This window comes from Paenibacillus sp. 481, from assembly GCF_021223605.1.
In the GTDB taxonomy this organism is placed as follows: domain Bacteria; phylum Bacillota; class Bacilli; order Paenibacillales; family Paenibacillaceae; genus Paenibacillus_B.
Map to the genome: position 1 here is coordinate 1,505,549 of NZ_CP075175.1, position 21,952 is coordinate 1,527,500.

General features: G+C 49.0%; 18 protein-coding genes, 2 rRNA genes and 1 riboswitch (1 of these 21 only partly in view). Of the genes, 2 read left to right on the forward strand and 18 right to left on the reverse strand.

Annotation, left to right across the window (positions count from 1 at the left end):
* Nucleotides 1-435: 435 nt before the first annotated feature.
* The 16 genes from KIK04_RS06495 to KIK04_RS06570 form a co-directional block, all read right to left on the reverse strand.
* Nucleotides 436-1,266, reverse strand: coding sequence for an alpha/beta hydrolase family protein (locus KIK04_RS06495; RefSeq protein ID WP_232278627.1), 831 nt, complete (start codon nt 1,264-1,266; stop codon nt 436-438).
* A 223-nt stretch (nt 1,267-1,489) separates the two neighbouring features.
* Nucleotides 1,490-1,750, reverse strand: a complete 261-nt coding sequence (locus KIK04_RS06500; RefSeq protein ID WP_232277473.1) for a hypothetical protein — start codon at nt 1,748-1,750, stop codon at nt 1,490-1,492.
* Between the two features lie 89 nt (nt 1,751-1,839).
* A complete protein-coding gene (purD, locus tag KIK04_RS06505) occupies nt 1,840-3,117 on the reverse strand; it encodes a phosphoribosylamine--glycine ligase (RefSeq protein WP_232277474.1) in 1,278 nt (425 codons plus the stop codon).
* A 15-nt stretch (nt 3,118-3,132) separates the two neighbouring features.
* Nucleotides 3,133-4,680, reverse strand: coding sequence for a bifunctional phosphoribosylaminoimidazolecarboxamide formyltransferase/IMP cyclohydrolase (gene purH / locus KIK04_RS06510; RefSeq protein ID WP_232277475.1), 1,548 nt, complete (start codon nt 4,678-4,680; stop codon nt 3,133-3,135).
* A gap of 455 nt (nt 4,681-5,135) precedes the next feature.
* Entirely contained in the window at nt 5,136-5,765 is a 630-nt protein-coding gene (purN, locus tag KIK04_RS06515; RefSeq protein WP_232277476.1) for a phosphoribosylglycinamide formyltransferase, read from the reverse strand.
* Nucleotides 5,762-6,802, reverse strand: a complete 1,041-nt coding sequence (purM, locus tag KIK04_RS06520) for a phosphoribosylformylglycinamidine cyclo-ligase (protein ID WP_232277477.1) — start codon at nt 6,800-6,802, stop codon at nt 5,762-5,764. The genes purN and purM overlap by 4 nt, the downstream gene beginning before the upstream one ends.
* 160 nt (nt 6,803-6,962) lie before the next feature.
* Nucleotides 6,963-8,471, reverse strand: a complete 1,509-nt coding sequence (purF, locus tag KIK04_RS06525; RefSeq protein WP_232278628.1) for an amidophosphoribosyltransferase — start codon at nt 8,469-8,471, stop codon at nt 6,963-6,965.
* A 35-nt stretch (nt 8,472-8,506) separates the two neighbouring features.
* Nucleotides 8,507-10,792 (reverse strand): phosphoribosylformylglycinamidine synthase subunit PurL, encoded by a 2,286-nt coding sequence (purL, locus tag KIK04_RS06530; RefSeq protein WP_269671002.1) that lies wholly within the window; start codon nt 10,790-10,792, stop codon nt 8,507-8,509.
* Entirely contained in the window at nt 10,773-11,459 is a 687-nt protein-coding gene (gene purQ / locus KIK04_RS06535) for a phosphoribosylformylglycinamidine synthase subunit PurQ (protein WP_232277478.1), read from the reverse strand. Before purQ ends, purL begins: the two co-directional genes overlap by 20 nt.
* Nucleotides 11,460-11,463: 4 nt before the next feature.
* Nucleotides 11,464-11,706 (reverse strand): phosphoribosylformylglycinamidine synthase subunit PurS, encoded by a 243-nt coding sequence (purS, locus tag KIK04_RS06540; protein ID WP_232277479.1) that lies wholly within the window; start codon nt 11,704-11,706, stop codon nt 11,464-11,466.
* A 165-nt stretch (nt 11,707-11,871) separates the two neighbouring features.
* Nucleotides 11,872-12,789 carry a phosphoribosylaminoimidazolesuccinocarboxamide synthase gene (locus tag KIK04_RS06545; protein WP_232277480.1) on the reverse strand — a complete coding sequence of 306 codons (918 nt, stop codon included), beginning with the start codon at nt 12,787-12,789 and terminating at the stop codon, nt 11,872-11,874.
* A 293-nt stretch (nt 12,790-13,082) separates the two neighbouring features.
* Complete coding sequence (gene purB / locus KIK04_RS06550) at nt 13,083-14,387, reverse strand: adenylosuccinate lyase (RefSeq protein ID WP_232277481.1); 1,305 nt, start codon at nt 14,385-14,387, stop codon at nt 13,083-13,085.
* The gene (purK, locus tag KIK04_RS06555) at nt 14,380-15,879 is read right to left on the reverse strand and encodes a 5-(carboxyamino)imidazole ribonucleotide synthase (RefSeq protein WP_442951140.1); all 1,500 of its coding nucleotides are present in this window, start codon (nt 15,877-15,879) and stop codon (nt 14,380-14,382) included. The genes purB and purK overlap by 8 nt, the downstream gene beginning before the upstream one ends.
* Nucleotides 15,876-16,448 carry a 5-(carboxyamino)imidazole ribonucleotide mutase gene (gene purE, locus KIK04_RS06560; RefSeq protein ID WP_442951141.1) on the reverse strand — a complete coding sequence of 191 codons (573 nt, stop codon included), beginning with the start codon at nt 16,446-16,448 and terminating at the stop codon, nt 15,876-15,878. The genes purK and purE overlap by 4 nt, the downstream gene beginning before the upstream one ends.
* Nucleotides 16,449-16,603: 155 nt before the next feature.
* Nucleotides 16,604-16,704, reverse strand: a riboswitch (purine riboswitch).
* Nucleotides 16,705-17,014: 310 nt separating this feature from the next.
* Nucleotides 17,015-17,296 carry a DUF1294 domain-containing protein gene (locus tag KIK04_RS06565; RefSeq protein ID WP_232277482.1) on the reverse strand — a complete coding sequence of 94 codons (282 nt, stop codon included), beginning with the start codon at nt 17,294-17,296 and terminating at the stop codon, nt 17,015-17,017.
* A gap of 27 nt (nt 17,297-17,323) precedes the next feature.
* Nucleotides 17,324-18,241: a transglycosylase domain-containing protein gene (locus tag KIK04_RS06570; RefSeq protein ID WP_232277483.1), complete on the reverse strand. Its 918-nt coding sequence runs from the start codon at nt 18,239-18,241 to the stop codon at nt 17,324-17,326.
* A gap of 226 nt (nt 18,242-18,467) precedes the next feature.
* On the opposite strand from KIK04_RS06570, the gene KIK04_RS06575 reads away from it, so the two are divergent.
* Nucleotides 18,468-18,794, forward strand: a complete 327-nt coding sequence (locus tag KIK04_RS06575) for an antibiotic biosynthesis monooxygenase (protein ID WP_232277484.1) — start codon at nt 18,468-18,470, stop codon at nt 18,792-18,794.
* A 15-nt stretch (nt 18,795-18,809) separates the two neighbouring features.
* The gene (locus tag KIK04_RS06580; protein ID WP_232277485.1) at nt 18,810-19,529 is read left to right on the forward strand and encodes a 3-ketoacyl-ACP reductase; all 720 of its coding nucleotides are present in this window, start codon (nt 18,810-18,812) and stop codon (nt 19,527-19,529) included.
* Between the two features lie 150 nt (nt 19,530-19,679).
* On the opposite strand, the gene rrf is transcribed toward KIK04_RS06580, so the two are convergent.
* Both rrf and KIK04_RS06590 read right to left on the reverse strand, forming a co-directional pair.
* Nucleotides 19,680-19,796 (reverse strand): 5S ribosomal RNA (gene rrf, locus KIK04_RS06585).
* 100 nt (nt 19,797-19,896) lie between these two features.
* Nucleotides 19,897-21,952, reverse strand: a 23S ribosomal RNA gene (locus KIK04_RS06590); it runs 878 nt beyond the window's last position.

Sequence of the window (21,952 nt, forward strand, 5' to 3'; positions counted from 1 at the left end):
TTCGTAAGGGAGATACACGTCGCCTACCATATACATTCTATATATAGTGTAAAATAACGATTTCCCTCTATGTATATAGACATGCGAACTGGAAGTCGTCTCTTCCTAGCTATGGAATTGGTGTCCACCTTTGTATAGACAAAATCGCCTTTTTCCACTGATGAACAACAAACAATCCATAAACCTGAATGGCTTACATTTCTTCTATTCTATTATTGTATTGCGCTCAAATCTATGCGTACAAACAAAAAAAAGCGCTACCCACGGCAGCGCTCTTCCTCTTCTATATGTTGCACTTAGATACTTAGATACTTAGATACTTAGATACTTAGATACTTAGATACTTAGATACTTAGATACTTAGATACTTAGATACTTAGATACTTAGATACTTAGATACTTAGATACTCTATTATGCCTATTTGCCTATCAAACTTATATGCTCCAATTCGCCCAATTTCGTTGACGCTTCTCCCACTTTTTCAGCCAGTCCAGCGTATGACTGAACACCAGTTCACGATGCTCCGCATGCGAGAAAAAATGATCCGCTTGAAACACAATCTCTTTATCACACTGCCCATCACTACGCATCCAGAACAGCTTCTGATACAAAAAGCTATAATCGGCCGGAATAATGTCGTCCGACGTTCCGTGAATGAGTAGCACATCTCCATTGAACTTTGACGCCTCCTGCAACGGTTGATGCTGCTCTAACGATTTGAAATAATTAGCCTTAAATTCGTAGCCCAAGTAATCGGCCTTCCCATCCGTAATCGCCTTATCGTACCGTTCACGGCCAATAATTCGTGCAATATCGTTAAACGGATAAGCAACAGGTGCCCACAGAACTAGGCGCTTTACCCGTGCGTCGCGCACCCCTGTCAACAAAGCAACCGCCCCACCTAAGCTGTGGCCAATCAGCGTAACCCGCTGCGGGTCAACATCTCCACATTGCAGCGCGTAATCCAAAACAGCTTGTGTCTGCTCAATTAAACGGTCGATGCCCTGTGCGCCATAATCCCCCGTACTTTCGCCGCAGCCCGCGTAATCAAAGCGGACGACAATGTGGCCTTCATTTGCCAACTGACGAGCCGCGTTCACAAATAACCGATCAACTCCGATGCGAGTGCCAATAAAGCCATGGCAAATGACAGTGAGCGGCGCACGTTGTTCTGTTTTTGAATCAAATGGCGCTCTCTCCTGTGGATAATGCAATGTAGCCGTTAACTGTTCTTCTTGCCATCGAATGTGTACGTGACGCTCCATCATTTTCCCTCGCTTCGTATATATATTCGCATGTAGCGTTTCATTTCTAATTATTCCGATTAAATTACTATGCTTTATAGTAAAGTACAATGAATTCCGAAAATTGTCAACCCTCATCCGCACAAAAAAAAACGACCACGTTTTGCAACGCCGCCGTTTTTCACTTTCCTAACTTCAACTTCACTTCCGTGCTGCGTCTAATCGAACATCTTAATCATGCATCTTAATCGTGCATTCCGTAATAATTACTTAACAGACGATTCGTTTCACTTGCACCTTCCGCAAAATCGGAATCCCCTGTTTGTTTCGCTGTCGTCGTGCCTCCGAAATCGTCTGCTGCAAATTCCACATCCGCCTGCTGCAACGAAGAAGACGAAGACGCAGCTGAAGGCCCCGCATACACCTCACCTGAAGTTCCTCGTGATCGCTGCTCATTTAAGTCTCGATACGAGAACGGTTGCCCCTCTGGACTCTTATTCACCATCCATACCTCCTGTCATCACTTCTAAATGATCACTATGACCATAGTATGGATGGTGAAGAAAACTTTATGCGTCAGCTTTTACAAAAGGCTTATACAAAGGGAACAAGCGCCTTAGTTGCAATATCTTTTCGATATTGCATACCCGCAATACGAATACAACGAACTGCCTCATAAGCCTGCTTGCGAGCTTCGTCCACAGATTCGCCCTGCCCCAATACACCAAGCACACGGCCGCCATTTGTCACCAAAGCGCCATCATGTTGAAGTGCTGTACCCGCATGAAAAATGAGTGCATGGTTCGACGCTTCAGCCAAACCTTCAATCAAATCGCCTTTCCGATACGCCGCTGGATACCCTTCAGATGCAACAATGACACATACCGCTACCTGATCGCTCCACTGTAGTTGAATGTGTTCCAGCTTGCCGTCCACGACCGCATTCAACACATCCAGCAAGTCTGTCTGCAAGCGAGGAAGCACAACCTGCGTCTCCGGATCGCCAAAGCGCGCATTAAATTCAATGACCTTTGGTTTGCCATCCGGCGTAATCATCAACCCCGCAAACAACAGCCCCTTGAACGGGCGTCCCTCTGCCACCATCGCTTTAGCTGTCGGCTCAAGAATCGTGCGTACCGCTTCATTCACGATTGATTCAGACATATGAGGCAGCGGGCTGTACGTGCCCATACCGCCCGTATTTGGCCCCTGATCCCCATCAAAGATCGGCTTATGATCCTGAGCTGGTGCACATGCTCGCACCGTCTCACCATCAACAAACGCGAGAATCGACATCTCTTGACCTTGCATAAACTCTTCAATCACAACCTGCTGTCCCGAAGCGCCAATCTTTTGCTCCACCATGACATCATGCAGCGTCTGCTCCGCCTCAGCTAGCGTGTGGGCTATCGTGACGCCTTTACCCGCGGCAAGTCCATCCGCTTTAATCACAATCGGCAGCGGTTGCTGACGCACATAGTCAAGCGCCTGCCCGATTTCAGTAAATGTGGCATAAGCAGCAGTCGGGATATCGTACTTACGCAGCAAATGTTTCATAAACACTTTGCTCGCCTCGATCTCTGCGGCAGCTTGATTAGGGCCGAATACGCGCAGCCCTTTGCTTTGCAGCACATCAACGATACCGTCTGCCAACGGGTCCTCAGGACCCACGATGACAAGATCAATTGTTTTTTGCTGTGCAAATTCCGCAATGGCTTCAAAGTCGCTCACCGCGATCGGAGCGCATTCCACTAACTCGGCTATGCCTGGATTTCCTGGAGCACAAAAGATTCGTGTAACTTGCGAGCTCCGACCGAGCGCCCACACAAGCGCATGCTCTCTGCCACCACTACCAATGACCAATACGTTCATGTTCGCTCCCCCAGCCTAATGTTTAAAATGACGTACACTTGTAAACACCATCGCAATTCCATGCTCATTGGCCACACGGATGGATTCCTCATCACGTATTGAGCCACCTGGTTGAATCACAGCCTTGATGCCTGCCTGTGCCGCTAACTCCATCGTATCACCGAGTGGGAAGAACGCATCCGATGCCAGCACAGCACCTTGCGCTTTTGCTCCTGCTTGCTCAATCGCTATTTTCGCTGCGCCGACACGGTTCATTTGTCCCGCTCCAACGCCCACTGTCATATCGTCCTGCACGAGCACAATGGCATTCGATTTCACATGTTTCACAACTTTCCAAGCTAACAGCAACTGATTCAACTCAGCCTCTGTTGGCTGCCGCTCGGTCACAACTTTCAACTGTGACGGGTCAATCGCATGTATATCTTGATCTTGAATAAGCACACCGCCATCCACAGACGTCAACATCCGTGTTTCCGTGCGATTTGCAGGTGATGGTGCGACGCCCGTGCGAAGCAGACGAATATTTTTTTTCTGTGTCAAAATGGTAAGTGCTTCAGGTGTAAATTCCGGCGCAATGACGATTTCAAGAAAGATTTCAGCAATGCTACGCGCTGTCCCTTCATCGATCATACGATTTGCAGCAATAATTCCGCCAAAAATGGATGTCGGGTCCGCAGCATACGCCTTCTGATACGCTTCTGCAATCGTTTCACCAATACCTACGCCACAAGGATTCATATGCTTAATCGCCACAACCGCAGGCGCTTCAAATTCACTAATAACCGCAAGCGCTGCATTCGCATCGTTAATATTGTTATACGACAGCTCCTTGCCGTGCAGCTGCTCGGCATTCACCAAGCTACCTTGCTTCGCGATCGGCAGACGGTAAAAAGCGGCCTGCTGATGCGGATTTTCACCGTAGCGTAGCGTTTGTACCCGCTCATACGTAACCGTAAGCCGCTCGGGCCATTCTTCGCCCACCTGCTTACATAAATAGTCCGCAATAAGCGCATCGTAAGAGGCTGTATGACGGAATACCTTAGCAGCCAAGCGCTTGCGTGTCGTAAGGGAAGTATCCCCGTTCGCTTGCACCTCTTCCAAAATCGTCCCATAATCAGACGCATCAACAGCGACTGTTACGAACGCATGGTTTTTTGCAGCTGAACGAAGCATAGTCGGCCCGCCGATGTCGATATTTTCGATCGCATCCTCATAAGACACTGCTGGATTTTCAATCGTTTGCTGAAATGGATATAAATTGACGATAACAAGATCAATCGTGGACAAGCCTAGCTCCTCTAACTGCTTCTGATGCGCAGCATTATCACGTACCGCGAGCAAGCCGCTATGGACAGCAGGATGCAACGTTTTCACGCGCCCATCCAAAATTTCAGGAAAGCCAGTCACATCGGAAATACCGATGACAGGTACACCTTCACGTTCCAATAGTGACTTCGTACCGCCCGTTGAAATCAGTTCGACTCCTGCTTCCGCTAATGCACGAGCAAACTCCACCACGCCTGACTTATCAGAAACGCTAATCAGAGCTCTTTTGATCGCCATGCTATCCTCTCCCCTTTTCCTTATCTAGCATTGATATCTAGTATAATATCCCACAATCTCGTACTATTGCCTTAAGTTTCGTACTACTGCCTTAAGTCTCGCACGATTTCCCCTACATTCGGGCATGCCCCTTCGTCTCACGCACTGTCCTTTAATTTCAGCATATCCTTTATTTTCGGCATGTCCTCTTATAACGGAATATATCAACAAATGTCTTCCAAATAGTAGACACAATTCTGCACCAAAGATATATGCCACCACACCCTGACACTCTATATCAACTCTATATCAATGCTATTACAACCCCGTGCTACCCCCATATATAGTGAGTATAACTTCCTCACCCCTATATACAGATCACGATTTTTCTCACATCGCCCCGCGGCAAGATACTACCCAAGTCCACCTTTGTATAGACAATACTATCGTTTGTCCACACCTCAAGCACATATCACCTAACAATGCGTCAGAGACTGCATTAAAGACTGAATAGCACGCGGATACAACTCATGCTCAACCGCCTGAATACGTTCAGCTAACGTTTCTAGCGTATCTTCCGGTCGAATATCAATCACTTGCTGCGCCACAATCGGCCCCGTATCCATCCCCTCGTCAACGAGATGAACAGTTGCACCTGTAATTTTCACCCCGTACTCCAAAGCTTGACGGACTGCATGCAGCCCTGGAAAAGCTGGAAGCAAAGACGGATGAATGTTGACCATGCGACCCCCGTAAGCCTCCAACAGTACAGAAGTGACAAGACGCATATACCCAGCTAGCACCACCCATTCAATCTGTTGCGCCCGCAGCTTACTCAACACATCCTGCTCATACTGTTCACGTGAATCGTAACGCTTTGGCTCGAATACCGCTGTCTGTACTTCAAGCTCATGCGCCCGCTCTAGAGCAGGCGCATCAGGTCGATCGCATACAAGTAATGTAATCTCCGCATCGAGATTGCCCGCTCTCACCGCTTCCACCAAGGCCTGAAAATTCGTTCCCGCACCTGATGCGAATACAGCTATACGCGGTGGGATGCGGAGTGTACGATTAGTAGCGTCCGCTGCCGCATTTTTCATTGTCATATCCCTACGCCTGGAATTAGAACTTTACGCTCGCCTTCCTTAATAGAACCAAGTATATACGCCGTCTCACCTTGCTCCTCAAGCGTTGCAACTGCCTTATCTACATCAGCATGATCCACAACAATAACCATACCAATTCCCATATTAAACGTCGTAAACAGCTCTTCCCACGTCAAGTTCCCTTCTTGACGCAGTAATTCGAAGATCGGCAGCACCGGCCATGAACCGTACTCGATTACAGCCTGTGTACCTTCTGGCAACACTCGTGGTATATTTTCCAAAAATCCGCCGCCCGTGATATGCGCAGCTCCTTTTACCGTTACACACTCCATCAACTTCAACATCTGCCGCACATAAATGCGTGTCGGTGTTAGTAGTACCTCACCTAACGTGGCCGATCCCGTCTCTGACAACGGGGCATCCAGGCGGTACCCACCCTGCTCGACTAACTTGCGTACCAACGAGAAGCCGTTGCTATGCAACCCGCTCGATGCTAGACCGAGTATGACATCTCCGGGTTTAATGGCATCGCCATTAATGATGCGCGCCTTCTCTACGACGCCTACACTAAAGCCTGCGATGTCATACTCCTCACTAGCGTACATACCTGGCATCTCTGCCGTTTCACCACCGATTAAAGCACAGCCCGCTTGCATGCATCCATCAGCTATACCGCGTACAATATCTTCAATCCGCTCTGGCACAACTCGACCGCACGCAACGTAATCGAGGAAAAAGAGCGGCTCAGCTCCTTGCACAACGATGTCATTCACACACATGGCAACAGCATCGATGCCGATCGTATCATGCTTATCAAGCGTAAACGCCAACTTTAGCTTCGTTCCAACTCCATCTGTGCCGGATACAAGCACCGGTTCCTCATATTTCTTTGCGTTCAATTGGAACAAGGCTCCAAAGCCCCCTAAGTCCGTTAACACCTCGGGACGGAACGTACGGCGGACATGCTTTTTCATTCGTTCTACAGCTTCGTTGCCTGCGGCAATATCGACTCCTGCTTGTTTGTAAGCTTCTGACATCGGTTGCGAGCTCCTCTCATTTCTGAAAATCATCTCAAATCTTTACTACGCAGTACACACAGTACACACAGTGCACAGCACACTTTGCACTCTGCCTTTGCACTCTGCCTTTGGACTCGACACTTTGCCTTTGCACTCAGCAATTTACCAACGCTGTCTGCTAACAACCGCAGCCCATCTGGGCTGCTGCGTCGGCCGCTTCCCGCGATAGCTCGGTCGGATAGTCCGCATCGAAGCATGCCAGACATAATCCCCCATTAAAATCTTTTTCGTGCCTGCCCCCAATAGCCTCTATCATGCCGTCTTGAGACAAGAATGCGAGTGAATCCGCGCCAACCAAATCACAAATTTGCTGCACTGAATGTGATGACGCAATTAAATCGTCACTACTAGGCGTATCAATGCCATAAAAGCACGGATGCTTAAACGGCGGCGATGCAATGCGCAAATGAACTTCCAAAGCCCCTGCATCACGCAGCATGCGTACGATACGTTTCGAAGTCGTGCCACGTACGATCGAGTCATCTATCAATACGATCCGTTTGCCATCCACAACACTGCGCACAGCGCTCAGCTTCATCTTAACGCCCTGTTCACGCAGTGCCTGACTCGGTTGAATAAACGTTCGGCCTGTATATTTACTTTTAATAAGTCCCATTTCGTAAGGAATACCAGTCGCTTCTGCGTAGCCTATCGCTGCTGAAATACTAGAGTCCGGAACCCCAGATACGATATCAGCAGCAATAAAAGCTTCACGAGCAAGCTGCTTCCCCATTCGCTTGCGCGCAGTATGCAAATTCACATCATATAGGTCGCTGTCTGGTCGTGAAAAATATATAAATTCCATCGCGCATAAGGAGCGACGCACAACCGACGCATACCGTTCAGAGCGATAGCCCATCGCGTCAACAATAAGTAGCTCACCTGGCTCAATCGCGCGTAGTAGCTCTGCCCCAACCGCCTCCAAAGCGCATGACTCAGAGGAAAACACATAGGCATCCCCAATGCGTCCCATCACGATTGGACGCAGTCCATTCGGATCAGATGCGACGAGTAGCTTATCGTTCGTCATAATTAAGAAAGCAAAGCCGCCGGCGAGCTGCCGAAGCGCATCTTTAGTCGCGGTAATCAAATCGTGCTCCGAGCGCGCGATTAAATGGGCGATTACTTCTGTATCGCTCGTCGTTTGAAAGATAGAGCCTTTAAGTTCCAACTCGCGACGAATTTGCGGGGCATTCACGATATTTCCATTCGTCGCTACCGCCAAATCACCATCACGCGTCTTAAAGACAAGAGGCTGGGCATTCGCTAAGCGGCTATCGCCTGACGTTGAATAACGAACGTGTCCGATCGCGCGATCACCGCCCATAGTAGCTAAGCGCTCTTGGTCAAACACCTCTTTGACCAAGCCCATGCCCCGATGGTAGCTAAATGACTTCCCATCGGAAACACACATGCCCCCGCTCTCTTCACCACGGTGCTGCAGGGTGTGCAGGCCGTAATAAGTGAGCGTTGATGCGTCCTCATACCCAAACACACCGAACACTCCACACTCTTCTTTCAGACGGTCAAACGGACCGTCCTTGCCGTTGCCTTCGTTATAATAAGAGTCCGTGTCCGGGTTATTCCACGTAAAGCACTCTAACGCATTATCGCTCCGCTCCTGCACTTTCAACTCCCCCTTCTCATCCGCAATGATAGAGCTTATTTCATCAGACACGGAATCGCATCCTTCCAAGCTCGTTCCGCCTCCGTCCACACAATATCAATGGCTGGAGTAGCATTTACTTCGATCTGAATCCGCTCCCCACCTACTGTACCAAGCGTTTGCACCACTACACCGCCTGTTGCACATAACGCTTCAACTTGTGCCGCATGCTCTGGCTGTACGGACAACACGATGCGTGACTGGCTTTCGCTAAAGAGAGCCATATCGGTACGCAGTAACCCTGCTGCATCCGTAAATTGGGCGCTAAGCTTCACACCAATTTGACCGCTGATGCATGATTCTGCTACCGCTACTGCAAACCCACCATCTGACACGTCATGCGCTGACTGTACAAGTCCATCTTGGATAGCGCGTAACACGGTCTGCTGCAATCGACGCTCCGTCTCCAAATCTACTGCTGGTGGACGTCCTTCTGTCACACCATGCAACACCGCTTGGAACTCACTACCGCCGAGCTCTGCCTTCGTTTCACCAAGCAGCAAGACGATGTCGCCGCTCTGCTTAAATGACTGCGTCGTAATATGGTCTACATCGTGTACAAGACCAACCATTCCGACTACAGGTGTCGGATAAATCGAACCACGTGCATTTTCGTTATACAAGCTCACGTTACCGCCAATAACAGGCGTTGCTAACGTACGGCATGCTTCTGCCATACCGTCCACTGCTTGCTCCATCTGCCAGAAATTTTCCGGCTTCTCCGGATTACCAAAATTCAAGTTATCCGTAATCGCCAGCGGCTCACCACCGGAGCATACGATGTTGCGCGCTGCCTCACATACCGTAATCCGTCCACCTACTAGTGGGTCCAAGTTCACATAACGGCCATTACCATCCACCGTCATCGCTAGCGCCTTCCGTGTACCACGAACCGTGACAACTGCTGCGTCCGATCCGGGCATAACTGCCGTGCTCGCACGAACCATGCTGTCATATTGACTATAAACCCATTCCTTACTTGCCACTGTCGGGGAAGCAAGCACGCGTAGCAGTGCATCGTTTACGTCTTTCACCTCTGGGTAAGCTGTCGTATCGACTTGACCGTTCACTTCATAAGAGGCTGGAATTTGTGACGACTGATTGTAAATTGGACACTCATCCACCAATCCGCTTACCGGCATTTCTGCTACGACATCGCCGCCATAAAATAAGCGCAGCTTGCCATCATCAGTGACACGCCCAACCTTACGGCAAATGACGCCCCAACGATTGAAAATCTCCATCGCGATCGACTCGTTATGCTCTTCAATAACGAACAACATGCGCTCTTGAGATTCGGATAGCATCATCTCATACGGAGTCATGCCTGTTTCCCGCTGCGGCACCTCATCAAGCACCAGTTCTAACCCGTTGCCTGCCTTGCTCGCCATCTCCGCGCTCGAACAAGTTAAGCCAGCTGCGCCCATATCTTGAATTCCGATAACGATGCCTGATTGAATTAGCTCCAAGCAAGACTCCATCACGAGCTTTTCCATAAATGGATCGCCCACCTGCACCGCAGGGCGCTTCGCTTCCGATTCCTCCGTCAGCTCCTCAGACGCAAACGTTGCCCCGTGGATACCATCACGTCCAGTTGGAGGACCTACATAATAGACAGGGTTGCCTACACCGCTAGCAACGCCTTTTTGAATATCTTTATGGTCAATTAATCCAACACACATAGCATTAACGAGCGGATTACCTTCATAGCTGTCATCAAATACGACTTCGCCACCAACCGTCGGTATGCCGATACAGTTTCCGTAACCAGCAATGCCGGACACAACGTTCTCGAACAAGTAACGCACGCGCTCATCATGCAAACGGCCAAAGCGCAGCGAGTTCAATGTTGCAATCGGGCGAGCCCCCATCGAAAAAATATCACGGATGATGCCGCCAACTCCCGTTGCAGCTCCCTGAAAAGGTTCAATTGCCGACGGGTGATTGTGACTTTCAATTTTGAATGCCACCGCTTGACCGTCACCAATATCGACGATACCCGCACCCTCACCTGGCCCAACAAGCACACGCTCGCCAGTCGTTGGGAATCTTTTTAAGAGCGGCTTCGAATTTTTATAGGCACAGTGTTCAGACCACATTACACTGAATACACCAATTTCCGTATAGTTCGGCTTACGGCCGAGCAACTCGCAGACACGATCGTACTCTGCATCTGTTACACCCATCGATTTGTAAATACGCTCAGCGGCAATTTGCTCTGCTGTCGGTTCCTTGGCCATATTCTCCTGACCTAAGTGGATACTATTTACTGTTGACCGCATGCTGTTCCCTCCAAGCTTGAAGTATCGATGTAAACATTCGAACGCCGTCCACAGAACCGAGCAGTTCACTTACCGCTCTTTCAGGGTGAGGCATCATACCGAGCACATTTCCCGCTTCGTTGCATATTCCTGCGATATTTTCGAGTGATCCATTTGGATTCTGGTCATAAGTAAACACAATTTGACGACGCTCCTGTAACTGCTGCAACGTCTCTTCATCGCAATAATAATTACCTTCACCATGCGCAATCGGAATGTCGATGATGTCTCCATCCGCATAGCCTGAAGTGAACGCTGTATCCGTACGCACCACTTGCAACTTGCAAGGGTGACAGCGAAATTTCAAACCATTATTACGTCTCAAAGCTCCTGGTAGCAGTCCTGCTTCCGTCAATACTTGAAAACCGTTACAAATTCCAAGCACGTAAGCACCAGCCGCAGCCGCTTCCGTTACTGCCTTCATAATCGGAGCAAAGCGCGCTATCGCTCCACTGCGCAAATAATCACCGTAAGAGAAGCCGCCTGGCAAAATAATGAGGTCATACCCTTGTAAACTTGACTCCGTATGCCACACGCGATCGACATCAATCCCCATAACGTCCTCTACCGCGTGAACGCAATCCCAATCACAATTAGAGCCTGGAAATACGAGTACAGCTGCCTTCATCCGATTAGTCCTCCAGCTCGTAACGATAGTCTTCAACGACTGGATTCGCTAGCAATTGCTCGCACATCCGCTCTACTTCTGCTTGCGCAGCAACACGATCTGTTGCCTGAAGCTCAAACTCCATATATTTTCCGATCCGAACATCCTCAACCGCACTATAGCCCATCGTATGAAGCGCCTGCTGCACAGCTGTACCTTGCGGATCTAACACATTTGCTTTTGTCGTCACATATACTTTGACCTTCATCGATTATTCCTCCCATGAGTTCCACTTCTGTCAGTTGTACGCTTGCAATTACCCTACAACCTTACGAACTTACGAACTTACGAACTTACGAACTTACGAACTTACGAACTTACGAACTTACGAACTTACGAACTTACAACCTTGCGAACTTACGACCAATTAACGCTACGACCACTGTTCCCCAGTTATCCGCTCATACAGCTCTACATACCGCTTACGCGTTGCCTCGACCACTTCATTGGGCAACGGTTCAGGTGTGCTTTCCTTATCCCAGCCGCTGTTCGCCAAGTAACTGCGCACGGGCTCTTTATCCAAACTCTCGATTTCAACATCGAGCGCATAATGTTGTTCTAGCCAGAACCGCGCGGCATCAGGAGTAAACAACTCGTCAATAAGGATAATCTCCCCATCTATAAGTCCAAATTCAAATTTGCAATCGGCGAGCAAAATGCCCTTGGATGCGCACTCTCGCGCTGCAAACTCATACAACGCGATACTCGTCTGACGAAGACGTTCAGCTAAATCATGACCAAGTTGGTCACACATCGTTTCAAACGGCACGTCCTCGTCGTGACCTAAATCATTTTTACGGGCCGGTGTAAAAATAGGTACTGCCAGTTTCGTATTTTTACGCAAGCCAGCTGGCAATTCAATGCCGTTAACGACTTGATGCTGTTCATATTGGCGCCAGCCGCCGCCCGTTAAATAACCGCGTACGACACATTCAAAGTCGATGCGCTTTGCTCGGCGAGCAATTACAATTCGTTCATTAAGGGAAATAAGTGAAGGTGATTCGTCTAGTGCATAGGTACGTTGTAGCTGTTCGACCTCTGTATGGACGACATGATTTGAAATAAGATGCTGCGTCCGCTCAAACCAATACGTGCTCAAACGGTTTAACACCCGACCTTTGTCAGGAACTTCGGGCTTTAAGACAACATCAAAAGCGGAAATACGGTCCGTTACGACGATAAGCAAATGTTCATGATCCAGCTCATACAACTCGCGCACTTTCCCACGATGAATCAGTGGAAACGGCACAAGCGCAGATGCAGTTGGCAAGACTTCATTCGGTGTAGACATCCCCGTGCTCCTTCCTAAACTCCGGTTCTCTATAGACCCAACATGAAAAAGACTGCTCAATGCTTTGCTATTGCTATAATGCTGCTATGTTACCATGCTACTATTCTGCTCGTTCCGAAGTTGCCTCCCGCAACATTAACCACCGTTACAATGGACCGTCCTGAAGAAAAGGGTGGAGGGTAGGACAGCCCATCATATTCGGCCATGGGGAATGGCCTACGGAATTAAACTCGATACTGCCGTATATAACAGTACCGAAACTTGTTAACCTATTTTCAATTCATACGATCTATTTATTCATTTTCCAACAAGCCAACTTGACGGAAAATGGTATCGACATGCTTCAAATGCCATGTCGGATTAAACGCATCTTCAAGCTCCGCCTGTGCCAACACCGTCGTAATCTCCGGTGTCTGCTCGATAATGTCGCGGAAGCTGCGCTGTTCTTCCCACGCTTGCATCGCGCGTGGCTGTACCGTATCGTACGCCTGCTCGCGGCTCCAACCTTTATCGATAAGCTTCGTCATGACGCGGCCAGAAAACGGTACGCCGTACGTGCTTTGCATGTTGCGCTTCATGTTGTCTGGGAACACCGTTAAGTTTTTGACGATGTTCATAAAGCGGTTCAACATGTAGTTCAACAGCATCGTTGCGTCTGGAAAAATAATGCGCTCTACTGAGCTGTGCGAAATATCGCGCTCGTGCCAGAGCGGAACGTTCTCATAAGCAGACAACATATATCCGCGCATCACACGCGACAAGCCAGAAATGTTCTCGCTGCCGATCGGATTCCGTTTGTGCGGCATCGCAGAAGAACCTTTTTGTCCTTTAGCGAACGCCTCTTCCACTTCGCGGAACTCACTTTTTTGCAAAGCACGCACTTCTGTTGCGAACTTATCAAGTGATGTCGCGATCAGGGCGAGCGTCGCCATATATTCCGCATGGCGGTCACGTTGGAGCGTTTGTGTCGAAACGGGTGCAGACTTCGTGCCCAACTTCTTACACACAAATTTTTCAACGAATGGATCAATATTCGCGTACGTGCCGACCGCACCTGACATTTTTCCGTACTCCACTTCATCTGCTGCTTGACGGAAGCGATCCAAGTTGCGCTTCATTTCAGCATACCAGAGCGCCATTTTCAATCCGAACGTTGTCGGTTCGGCATGAACACCATGAGTACGCCCCATCATCGGCGTATCTTTATATTCGAGCGCTTTATTTTTTAATATCTCAATAAAGTTCAGCAAATCGCGCTCAATAATTTCGTTCGCTTGCTTCATCAAATAACCGAGCGCTGTATCCACGACATCTGTCGAAGTTAAGCCATAATGCACCCATTTGCGCTCTTCGCCCAACGTTTCCGATACTGCGCGCGTAAACGCAATGACGTCATGACGCGTTTCTTCCTCAATTTCATAAATGCGGTTGATGTCAAAGCTCGCTTTGGCACGAAGTTCTTTCGTATCCTCGTGTGGGATGATGCCAAGTTCCGCCCACGCTTCGCACGCGCACAGTTCCACTTCCAACCAAGCTTTAAATTTATTTTCTTCCGTCCAAATCGCCCGCATTTCCGGACGTGAATAGCGTTCAATCATGTTCGTTATTCCTCCACATGTTCGTCTCTTTCACCCAAGCTAGCGCAGCGTCCGTAGTAGATGCCAGCACGTTGATGTGCCCCATTTTACGCATAGCTTTAGCTTCTGACTTCCCGTACCAATGCAACTTAGGCGTCACACCATAGCGCTTAGCGGCAGGGTCGTCCTTACCGAACCATTGTAACATGTCGTCTTGATGCTCGCCGAGCAGGTTCACCATGACAACTGGGGTCGTCATGCTCGGGTCGCCAAGCGGCAAATTGCAAATGGCTCGAATGTGCTGCTCGAACTGTGAAGTTCGGCAAGCATCCATCGTATAGTGCCCCGAATTGTGTGGCCGCGGTGCCAATTCGTTGACAAGCAACTCGTCGTCCGCGGTGCGGAACATTTCGACCGCGATAAGCCCGACCACACCGAGTGCCTCCGCAACTTTGTGTGCTAGCCGTTCGGCTTCCGCTTGTACATGCTGCGGAATACGAGCCGGCACGATGGACATATGCAAAATGTGATGCTGATGTATGTTTTCAGCCACCGGAAAAGTGGCAATGTCTCCATTAGGGTTGCGAGCTGCGATCACCGATAACTCTTGCACAAACGGTACAAAGGCTTCCAACACAAGCTCTGGCCCGACAGCATCGACAGATCGCTTCATTTCAGCTAGGGCGGCATATGCCTCACCCGCTTCATCAGGATGATGGATCATACGTTGTCCCTTTCCATCATAGCCACCCGTGGCAGTCTTTAGCACGCCTTTGCCACCAAAAGCTTCTACCTGCCGAAGCACCTCCTCAGCAGAGGATACCGCTGCATACGGTGCGATCGGGATGCCAGCAGCCGTCAGTGCCTCTTTCTCTCGCACACGATGCTGCGAGAGGCGCAACAGATCGCTCCCTTGCGGCACATACGCCATGCGCTCCAGTTGCTCGACAGCGGCTGCGGACACGTTCTCGAACTCATACGTGATTACATCAGAGCGCTCCGCTAGCTGCTGGGCCGCCAGTGAATCTCCATAGTCAGCTGTAATAGCTGACGAAGCGGCTGCCGCTGGACCATTGGGCAGCGGATCGAGCGATGCAAAGCGGTAACCCATCCGCAGCCCTTCGAGCGCCAGCATGCGACCAAGCTGACCACCGCCGAGCAAACCAATCGTCGCGCCTGGCAGAAGCACAGGCGCTTCGCCCCGTCTAGTTCCTGCATATGTCGGAACGGTCCCTTCATTTTCAGTAGCAATCCCTGACCTTGACTCCATAATCGACATAGCTGACTTTGCTGCGCTTGCTGTACCTACCTTTGTTGCACCTACCACATCTACCTTAGCTATGCCTACTGCATCTATCTCTAACTCTGCTACATCTACCTCTAACTTGGCTTCTGTTGCAGCTTCCGACACCACAGTCCGCGTGTGCAACCTCTCGTCCTGCTCATGAACATCATGAGCAACCTCTCCCTGCTCTTCCAACAGCAGGGTTAACTGCTCTACCTGAGCCTTCATACCAACTCACCTGTAGCCAGCACCTTCTGCCGCACATCTTCTCTACGCTCCGTAAGCCTACGACGCAAATCCTCGTCATACATGCCTAGCATCTGTACAGCTAGCAGCCCTGCATTCGTCGCTCCAGCTGGACCAATCGCAACCGTAGCTACAGGAACACCAGCAGGCATTTGCACAATGGATAGCAACGAGTCAAGACCGTTCAACTGCGACGATCTTACGGGCACGCCGATTACCGGAAGCACCGTCTTTGCTGCAACCATGCCTGGTAAATGCGCAGCACCGCCGGCCCCCGTCACGATAACACGCAAGCCCCGTTCAGCAGCACTCTCTGCATAGCGAAACATCTCATCTGGCGTACGATGTGCCGAAACGACTCGGCTCTCATACGGGATTTCAAACTCATCCAACACTTGGCAAGCGAGCTTCATCGTTTCCCAATCTGAAGTGCTGCCCATAATAACGCCAACTTGCGGAAGAATACCCTTCGCCTTACTTTGCTCTTGCTCTCGTTCCCGCAACTGCTTCTGTTCCTCTTCCGTATACGTACTCGTCAACTTATCCATCACACCATCAACCCACTTTCAACAAGTCCATATCGTCACATTGCCGAAAAACACAAAAAAGTTCAGTAGACAAAATATCGTCTCCCCTGAACTGTTCATCTTGGGCCTATTACGAGAATGCAAACAACAGCTAAATCGTAAGTCATACGCCATACGACTGCTGTTCCTCATCCTCTCGTAGTCCAAAGATTTACGGTCTCTGGGTAGAAACTTCCGGCCATATTTCCGGAACTATACGAGTCATGATTTCTTTATTATTCGATTATCATTTAAAGTAACTCCAGTTTAACAAGGCCACCACATAGTGTCAACCCAATATACGAACATTAATATATAATTATAATTTAATGTTCGGTTATTACTTCAACACAATACCCCATTAACGCAAAAAGCCAACTCACTCACGTTGATCCGTAAGTCGTCGGCTTTTCACTATTTCAGTATCTCAGCTATTCGTCACTTCAGCTTTGCATCATTTCATCTTGTAACTTTCTATTTCTGGACATTTCCGATTCTGAGCTTGTCCGCTTTCATTCTAGCTGATCACCACATACACTACATACACTAATTCATCCTAACCGAAGCATCAAAAAAACAACCACAAAAGCGTTCACCAGCAAAATAAATGGAATACCTGCTGTAAAAGACACATGCTGCGTCTTATGGCGTTTGCTGTACATCCCAACCAGTACACCTAGCGCGCCTCCAAGCCAAGCCGTCAAAAACAGCTTACGCTCCGGAATACGGCGACGCTTACGCCCTGCACGCCGCTTGTCGACAACCATCAGTTGATAGCCTACCCCATTAACAATAAGCAAATATATAAATAAGCTAAGCGTAAACACGTCCATCCGCCTCCCATTACCTATTACACACGCTTAGATGGCTTTATCCAACTTTGCAGCTAACGCCAGTTGGCTTTCCGCTTCAGACAGCCATCCCAAGTCCTTCATCCGTTTCAACACTACACGCTGCCGTTTCACCGCCAGCTCCATATTTTTAACCGGATTAATACGCTCTGGTGCTTTAAGCAACCCAACCAACATAGCTGCTTCCGCTACATTAATAGTAGGCACATCACCATGTTTTCGTGTTGTCTTGCCGAAATACGTGCGGGCTGCATTTTCAATGCCGTACTGCCCTTGACCAAAATACACCTTATTCATGTACATTTCAAGAATATCCTGCTTGCTATATTTCAGCTCCAAATGGGCTGCGATCGCTATTTCCTTTATCTTTCTACTGTACGTTTTGTCATGAGACAAGAACAAATTGCGAGCCAACTGCATCGTTACCGTGCTACCGCCTTGCGCCTTTTTTTGCTTGGCAACGTTTACCCACACGGAACGTACTATCGCAATAGGGTCTACCCCTAGATGCATCCGATAACGATGATCTTCAATTGCAAGCAGTGCCTCTGTTACATAAGCAGGCATATCCTGCAAACGAACCGTACGCTGTCCCGAAGCTCCTGTAGCCCCTGTAGCCGTCGAACCCGCCACGATTTGAGTATTGAATGCTTTTAACTTGTCATTATCGATCCAAATGGTACCCGCCATCGCTAACGCTGTCCAGACTACAAGCGGTACAACCAACGCTGCCACCAAAATGTATATAAGCCAACTCTTCCATTGCCGTACACATGACATTTGCTTTCCCAACTCTTTGGTCTGAGCAAAGTGCATCATTTTCTGATTTCGTATGTCTTTCGCATTTCGGAAAGCGTGTGTCGCTGTCGTCTGCAAAGGAACGAGCATCGATACTTGGACAGTATGTCCCGACTTCTTATGATGCATCTGCGACGACCTCCTCTCCATACCTCCACTATACCGGAAATGAGCATAACATCCTATCGTTTTGGCTTGCATATATCTTACAATGCTGAAAGGTTGAAGTTGTAGTTTATTTACAGTTGGAAAAGATAACGATAAATGTGAACTCTCCTCACATTTTCGTTATAATAGGAATACAGGACATGCCTGTAATGAAAAAATGACCTATTCGAGTATGGGAGGCGAGAGCATGTTAGTCGTAACAAATACAATCCGTATCAAAGAAGGATATGGAAAGCAAATTGCAGAACGTTTTCAGCAAGGTAGAGGTGTACAGGAAATGCCCGGTTTTGTTCGCCTTGAACTATGGCTTGGAAAAGGCAACGAAGGTGAAGAGGAATTGAAAGTGTGTACCGTCTGGGAAAACGAAGAAGCATTCCACAATTGGACGTCAAGCGAGTCATTCCGCAACGCCCATCGTGGACCTGGAGCAAGCGAGAGCAAACAATATATGCTCGGAGCCTCACTCAACAAGTACGAACTACTCGCACCCCTTAAAGAAGCGTCAGAAGCATAAGGAGAGATATATCATATGGAATTGAAAAATAAAACTGCGATTATTACAGGCGCAGGTAAAGGCATCGGTAAAGCAATTGCAGAAGCATTAGCAAAAGAAGGTACTAACCTCGGATTGATTGCACGCACAACATCCGATTTGGAAACATTGAAATCACAGCTTGAACAAGCTCACGGTGTAAAAGTCGTTATCGCTACAGCTGATATTTCAAACCAACAAGACATCGAACAAGCCGTTAGCACGATTAAAAACGAGCTCGGTTCCATTGATGTGTTGGTGAACAATGCAGGTATTGCTAAATTCGGCACACTTGTCGATATGGACTCGAAAGATTGGGAGCGTATCATTCAAGTGAACTTGATGGGTACTTACTATGCAACACGTGCTGTTCTTCCAACAATGATCGAACAGAACACCGGTAATATCATCAACATTTCGTCCACAGCTGGTGAGCGTGGCTTCGCGTCAGGCTCTGCATACAATGCGTCCAAATTCGCCGTTATGGGTATGACGGAAGCGTTGATGCAAGAAGTACGCAAGTTCAATATTCGTGTCGTTGGTTTGACACCAAGCACAGTAAATACCGAGCTTGCAACAAGTGCTGGGCTCAAAATCGGTGACGAAGATCGTATGATGCAGCCAGAAGACGTAGCTGAATTGGCACTTGCAACATTGAAGCTGCCACAACGTGTATTCGTTAAAACAGCTGGGATTTGGACAACAAATCCACAATAAGATAACAAAGTAACAAAAGTTAAGACAAAATAAAGACATAACAACAAAAAGTTACTCACAATGCACATGCTGTGAGTAACTTTTTTGTATCATAAATATGTAAAAAAAACATAAAAAGACCACCAATGGTTATCATCAGTGGTCTTTGCTGCTTGGCAACGTCCTACTCTCCCGGGACCCTGCGGTCCAAGTACCATCGGCGCTGGAGGGCTTAACGGTCGTGTTCGGTATGGGAACGCGTGGAACCCCTCCGCCATCATCACCAGACAGCTTGGCTCGTTAATACTCGCCAATATTTAATTCAAGACTTGCGCCCTGAAAACTGATCGTGAAAGGTAAATCGTTACTTCGAATCATCTTGCTTATTTAGGATAAGCCCTCGACCTATTAGTATTCGTCAGCTCCATACATTACTGTACTTCCACCCCGAACCTATCAACCTCGTCGTCTTCAAGGGGTCTTACCAAAAGTGGGAAATCTCATCTTGAGGGGGGCTTCACGCTTAGATGCTTTCAGCGCTTATCCCTTCCATACTTGGCTACCCAGCGATGCTCTTGGCAGAACAACTGGTACACCAGCGGTATGTCCATCCCGGTCCTCTCGTACTAAGGACAGCTCCTCTCAAATTTCCTACGCCCGCGACAGATAGGGACCGAACTGTCTCACGACGTTCTGAACCCAGCTCGCGTACCGCTTTAATGGGCGAACAGCCCAACCCTTGGGACCTACTTCAGCCCCAGGATGCGATGAGCCGACATCGAGGTGCCAAACCTCCCCGTCGATGTGGACTCTTGGGGGAGATAAGCCTGTTATCCCCAGGGTAGCTTTTATCCGTTGAGCGATGGCCCTTCCATGCGGTACCACCGGATCACTAAGCCCGACTTTCGTCCCTGCTCGACTTGTAGGTCTCGCAGTCAAGCTCCCTTATGCCTTTGCACTCTTCGAATGATTTCCAACCATTCTGAGGGAACCTTGGGGCGCCTCCGTTACTCTTTAGGAGGCGACCGCCCCAGTCAAACTACCCACCTGACACTGTCCCCGAACCGGGTAACGGTCCTAGGTTAGAACTCCGATACGAACAGGGTGGTATCCCAACGGTGCCTCCACCTAAGCTGGCGCTCAGGTTTCTAAGGCTCCCACCTATCCTGTACAGTCCGTACCAAAGTCCAATATCAAGCTGTAGTAAAGCTCCATGGGGTCTTTCCGTCTTGTCGCGGGTAACCTGCATCTTCACAGGTATTAAAATTTCACCGGATCTCTCGTTGAGACAGCGCCCAATTCGTTACGCCATTCGTGCGGGTCAGAATTTACCTGACAAGGAATTTCGCTACCTTAGGACCGTTATAGTTACGGCCGCCGTTTACTGGGGCTTCGGTTCATAGCTTCGCCTTGCGGCTAACCACTCCCCTTAACCTTCCAGCACCGGGCAGGCGTCAGCCCGTATACTTCGCCTTGCGGCTTCGCACAGACCTGTGTTTTTGCTAAACAGTCGATTGGGCCTATTCACTGCGGCCCCCTCGGGCTATTAACCCTACCGAGGCACCCCTTCTCCCTAAGTTACGGGGTCATTTTGCCGAGTTCCTTAACGAGAGTTCTTCCGCGCGCCTTAGAATTCTCTTCTCGCCTACCTGTGTCGGTTTGCGGTACGGGCACCTTCTCCCTGGCTAGAGGCTTTTCTCGGCAGCATGAAATCAAGACCTTCGGTACTATAAATTTCCCTCCCCATCACAGCCCAGCCTTAGTGATGTGCGGATTTGCCTACACATCGGCCTCACTGCTTGGACGAACTATTCCATCAGTTCGCGTCCCTATCCTTCTGCGTCACCCCATTGCTCATAACGGTTCACGGTGGTACAGGAATTTCAACCTGTTGTCCTTCGACTACGCCTTTCGGCCTCGCCTTAGGTCCCGACTTACCCTGGGCGGACGAGCCTTCCCCAGGAACCCTTAGGCTTTCGGCGGACATGATTCTCACATGTCTTTTCGTTACTCATACCGGCATTCTCACTTGTGTACAGTCCAGCAGTCTTTACAGTCTACCTTCAACCCGGTACACAACGCTCCCCTACCCCTGCGACATACGTCGCAAGCCATATCTTCGGTGGTGTGTTTAGCCCCGTTACATTTTCGGCGCAGAGTCACTCGACCAGTGAGCTATTACGCACTCTTTAAATGGTGGCTGCTTCTAAGCCAACATCCTGGTTGTCTGTGCAACTCCACATCCTTTCCCACTTAACACACACTTTGGGACCTTAGATGATGGTCTGGGCTGTTTCCCTCTTGACAATGGATCTTAGCACTCACTGTCTGACTCCCGGATATAAGTCTATGGCATTCGGAGTTTGACTGAGCTTGGTAACCCTTGGCGGGCCCCGCACCCAATCAGTGCTCTACCTCCACGACTCTTAATTCCGAGGCTAGCC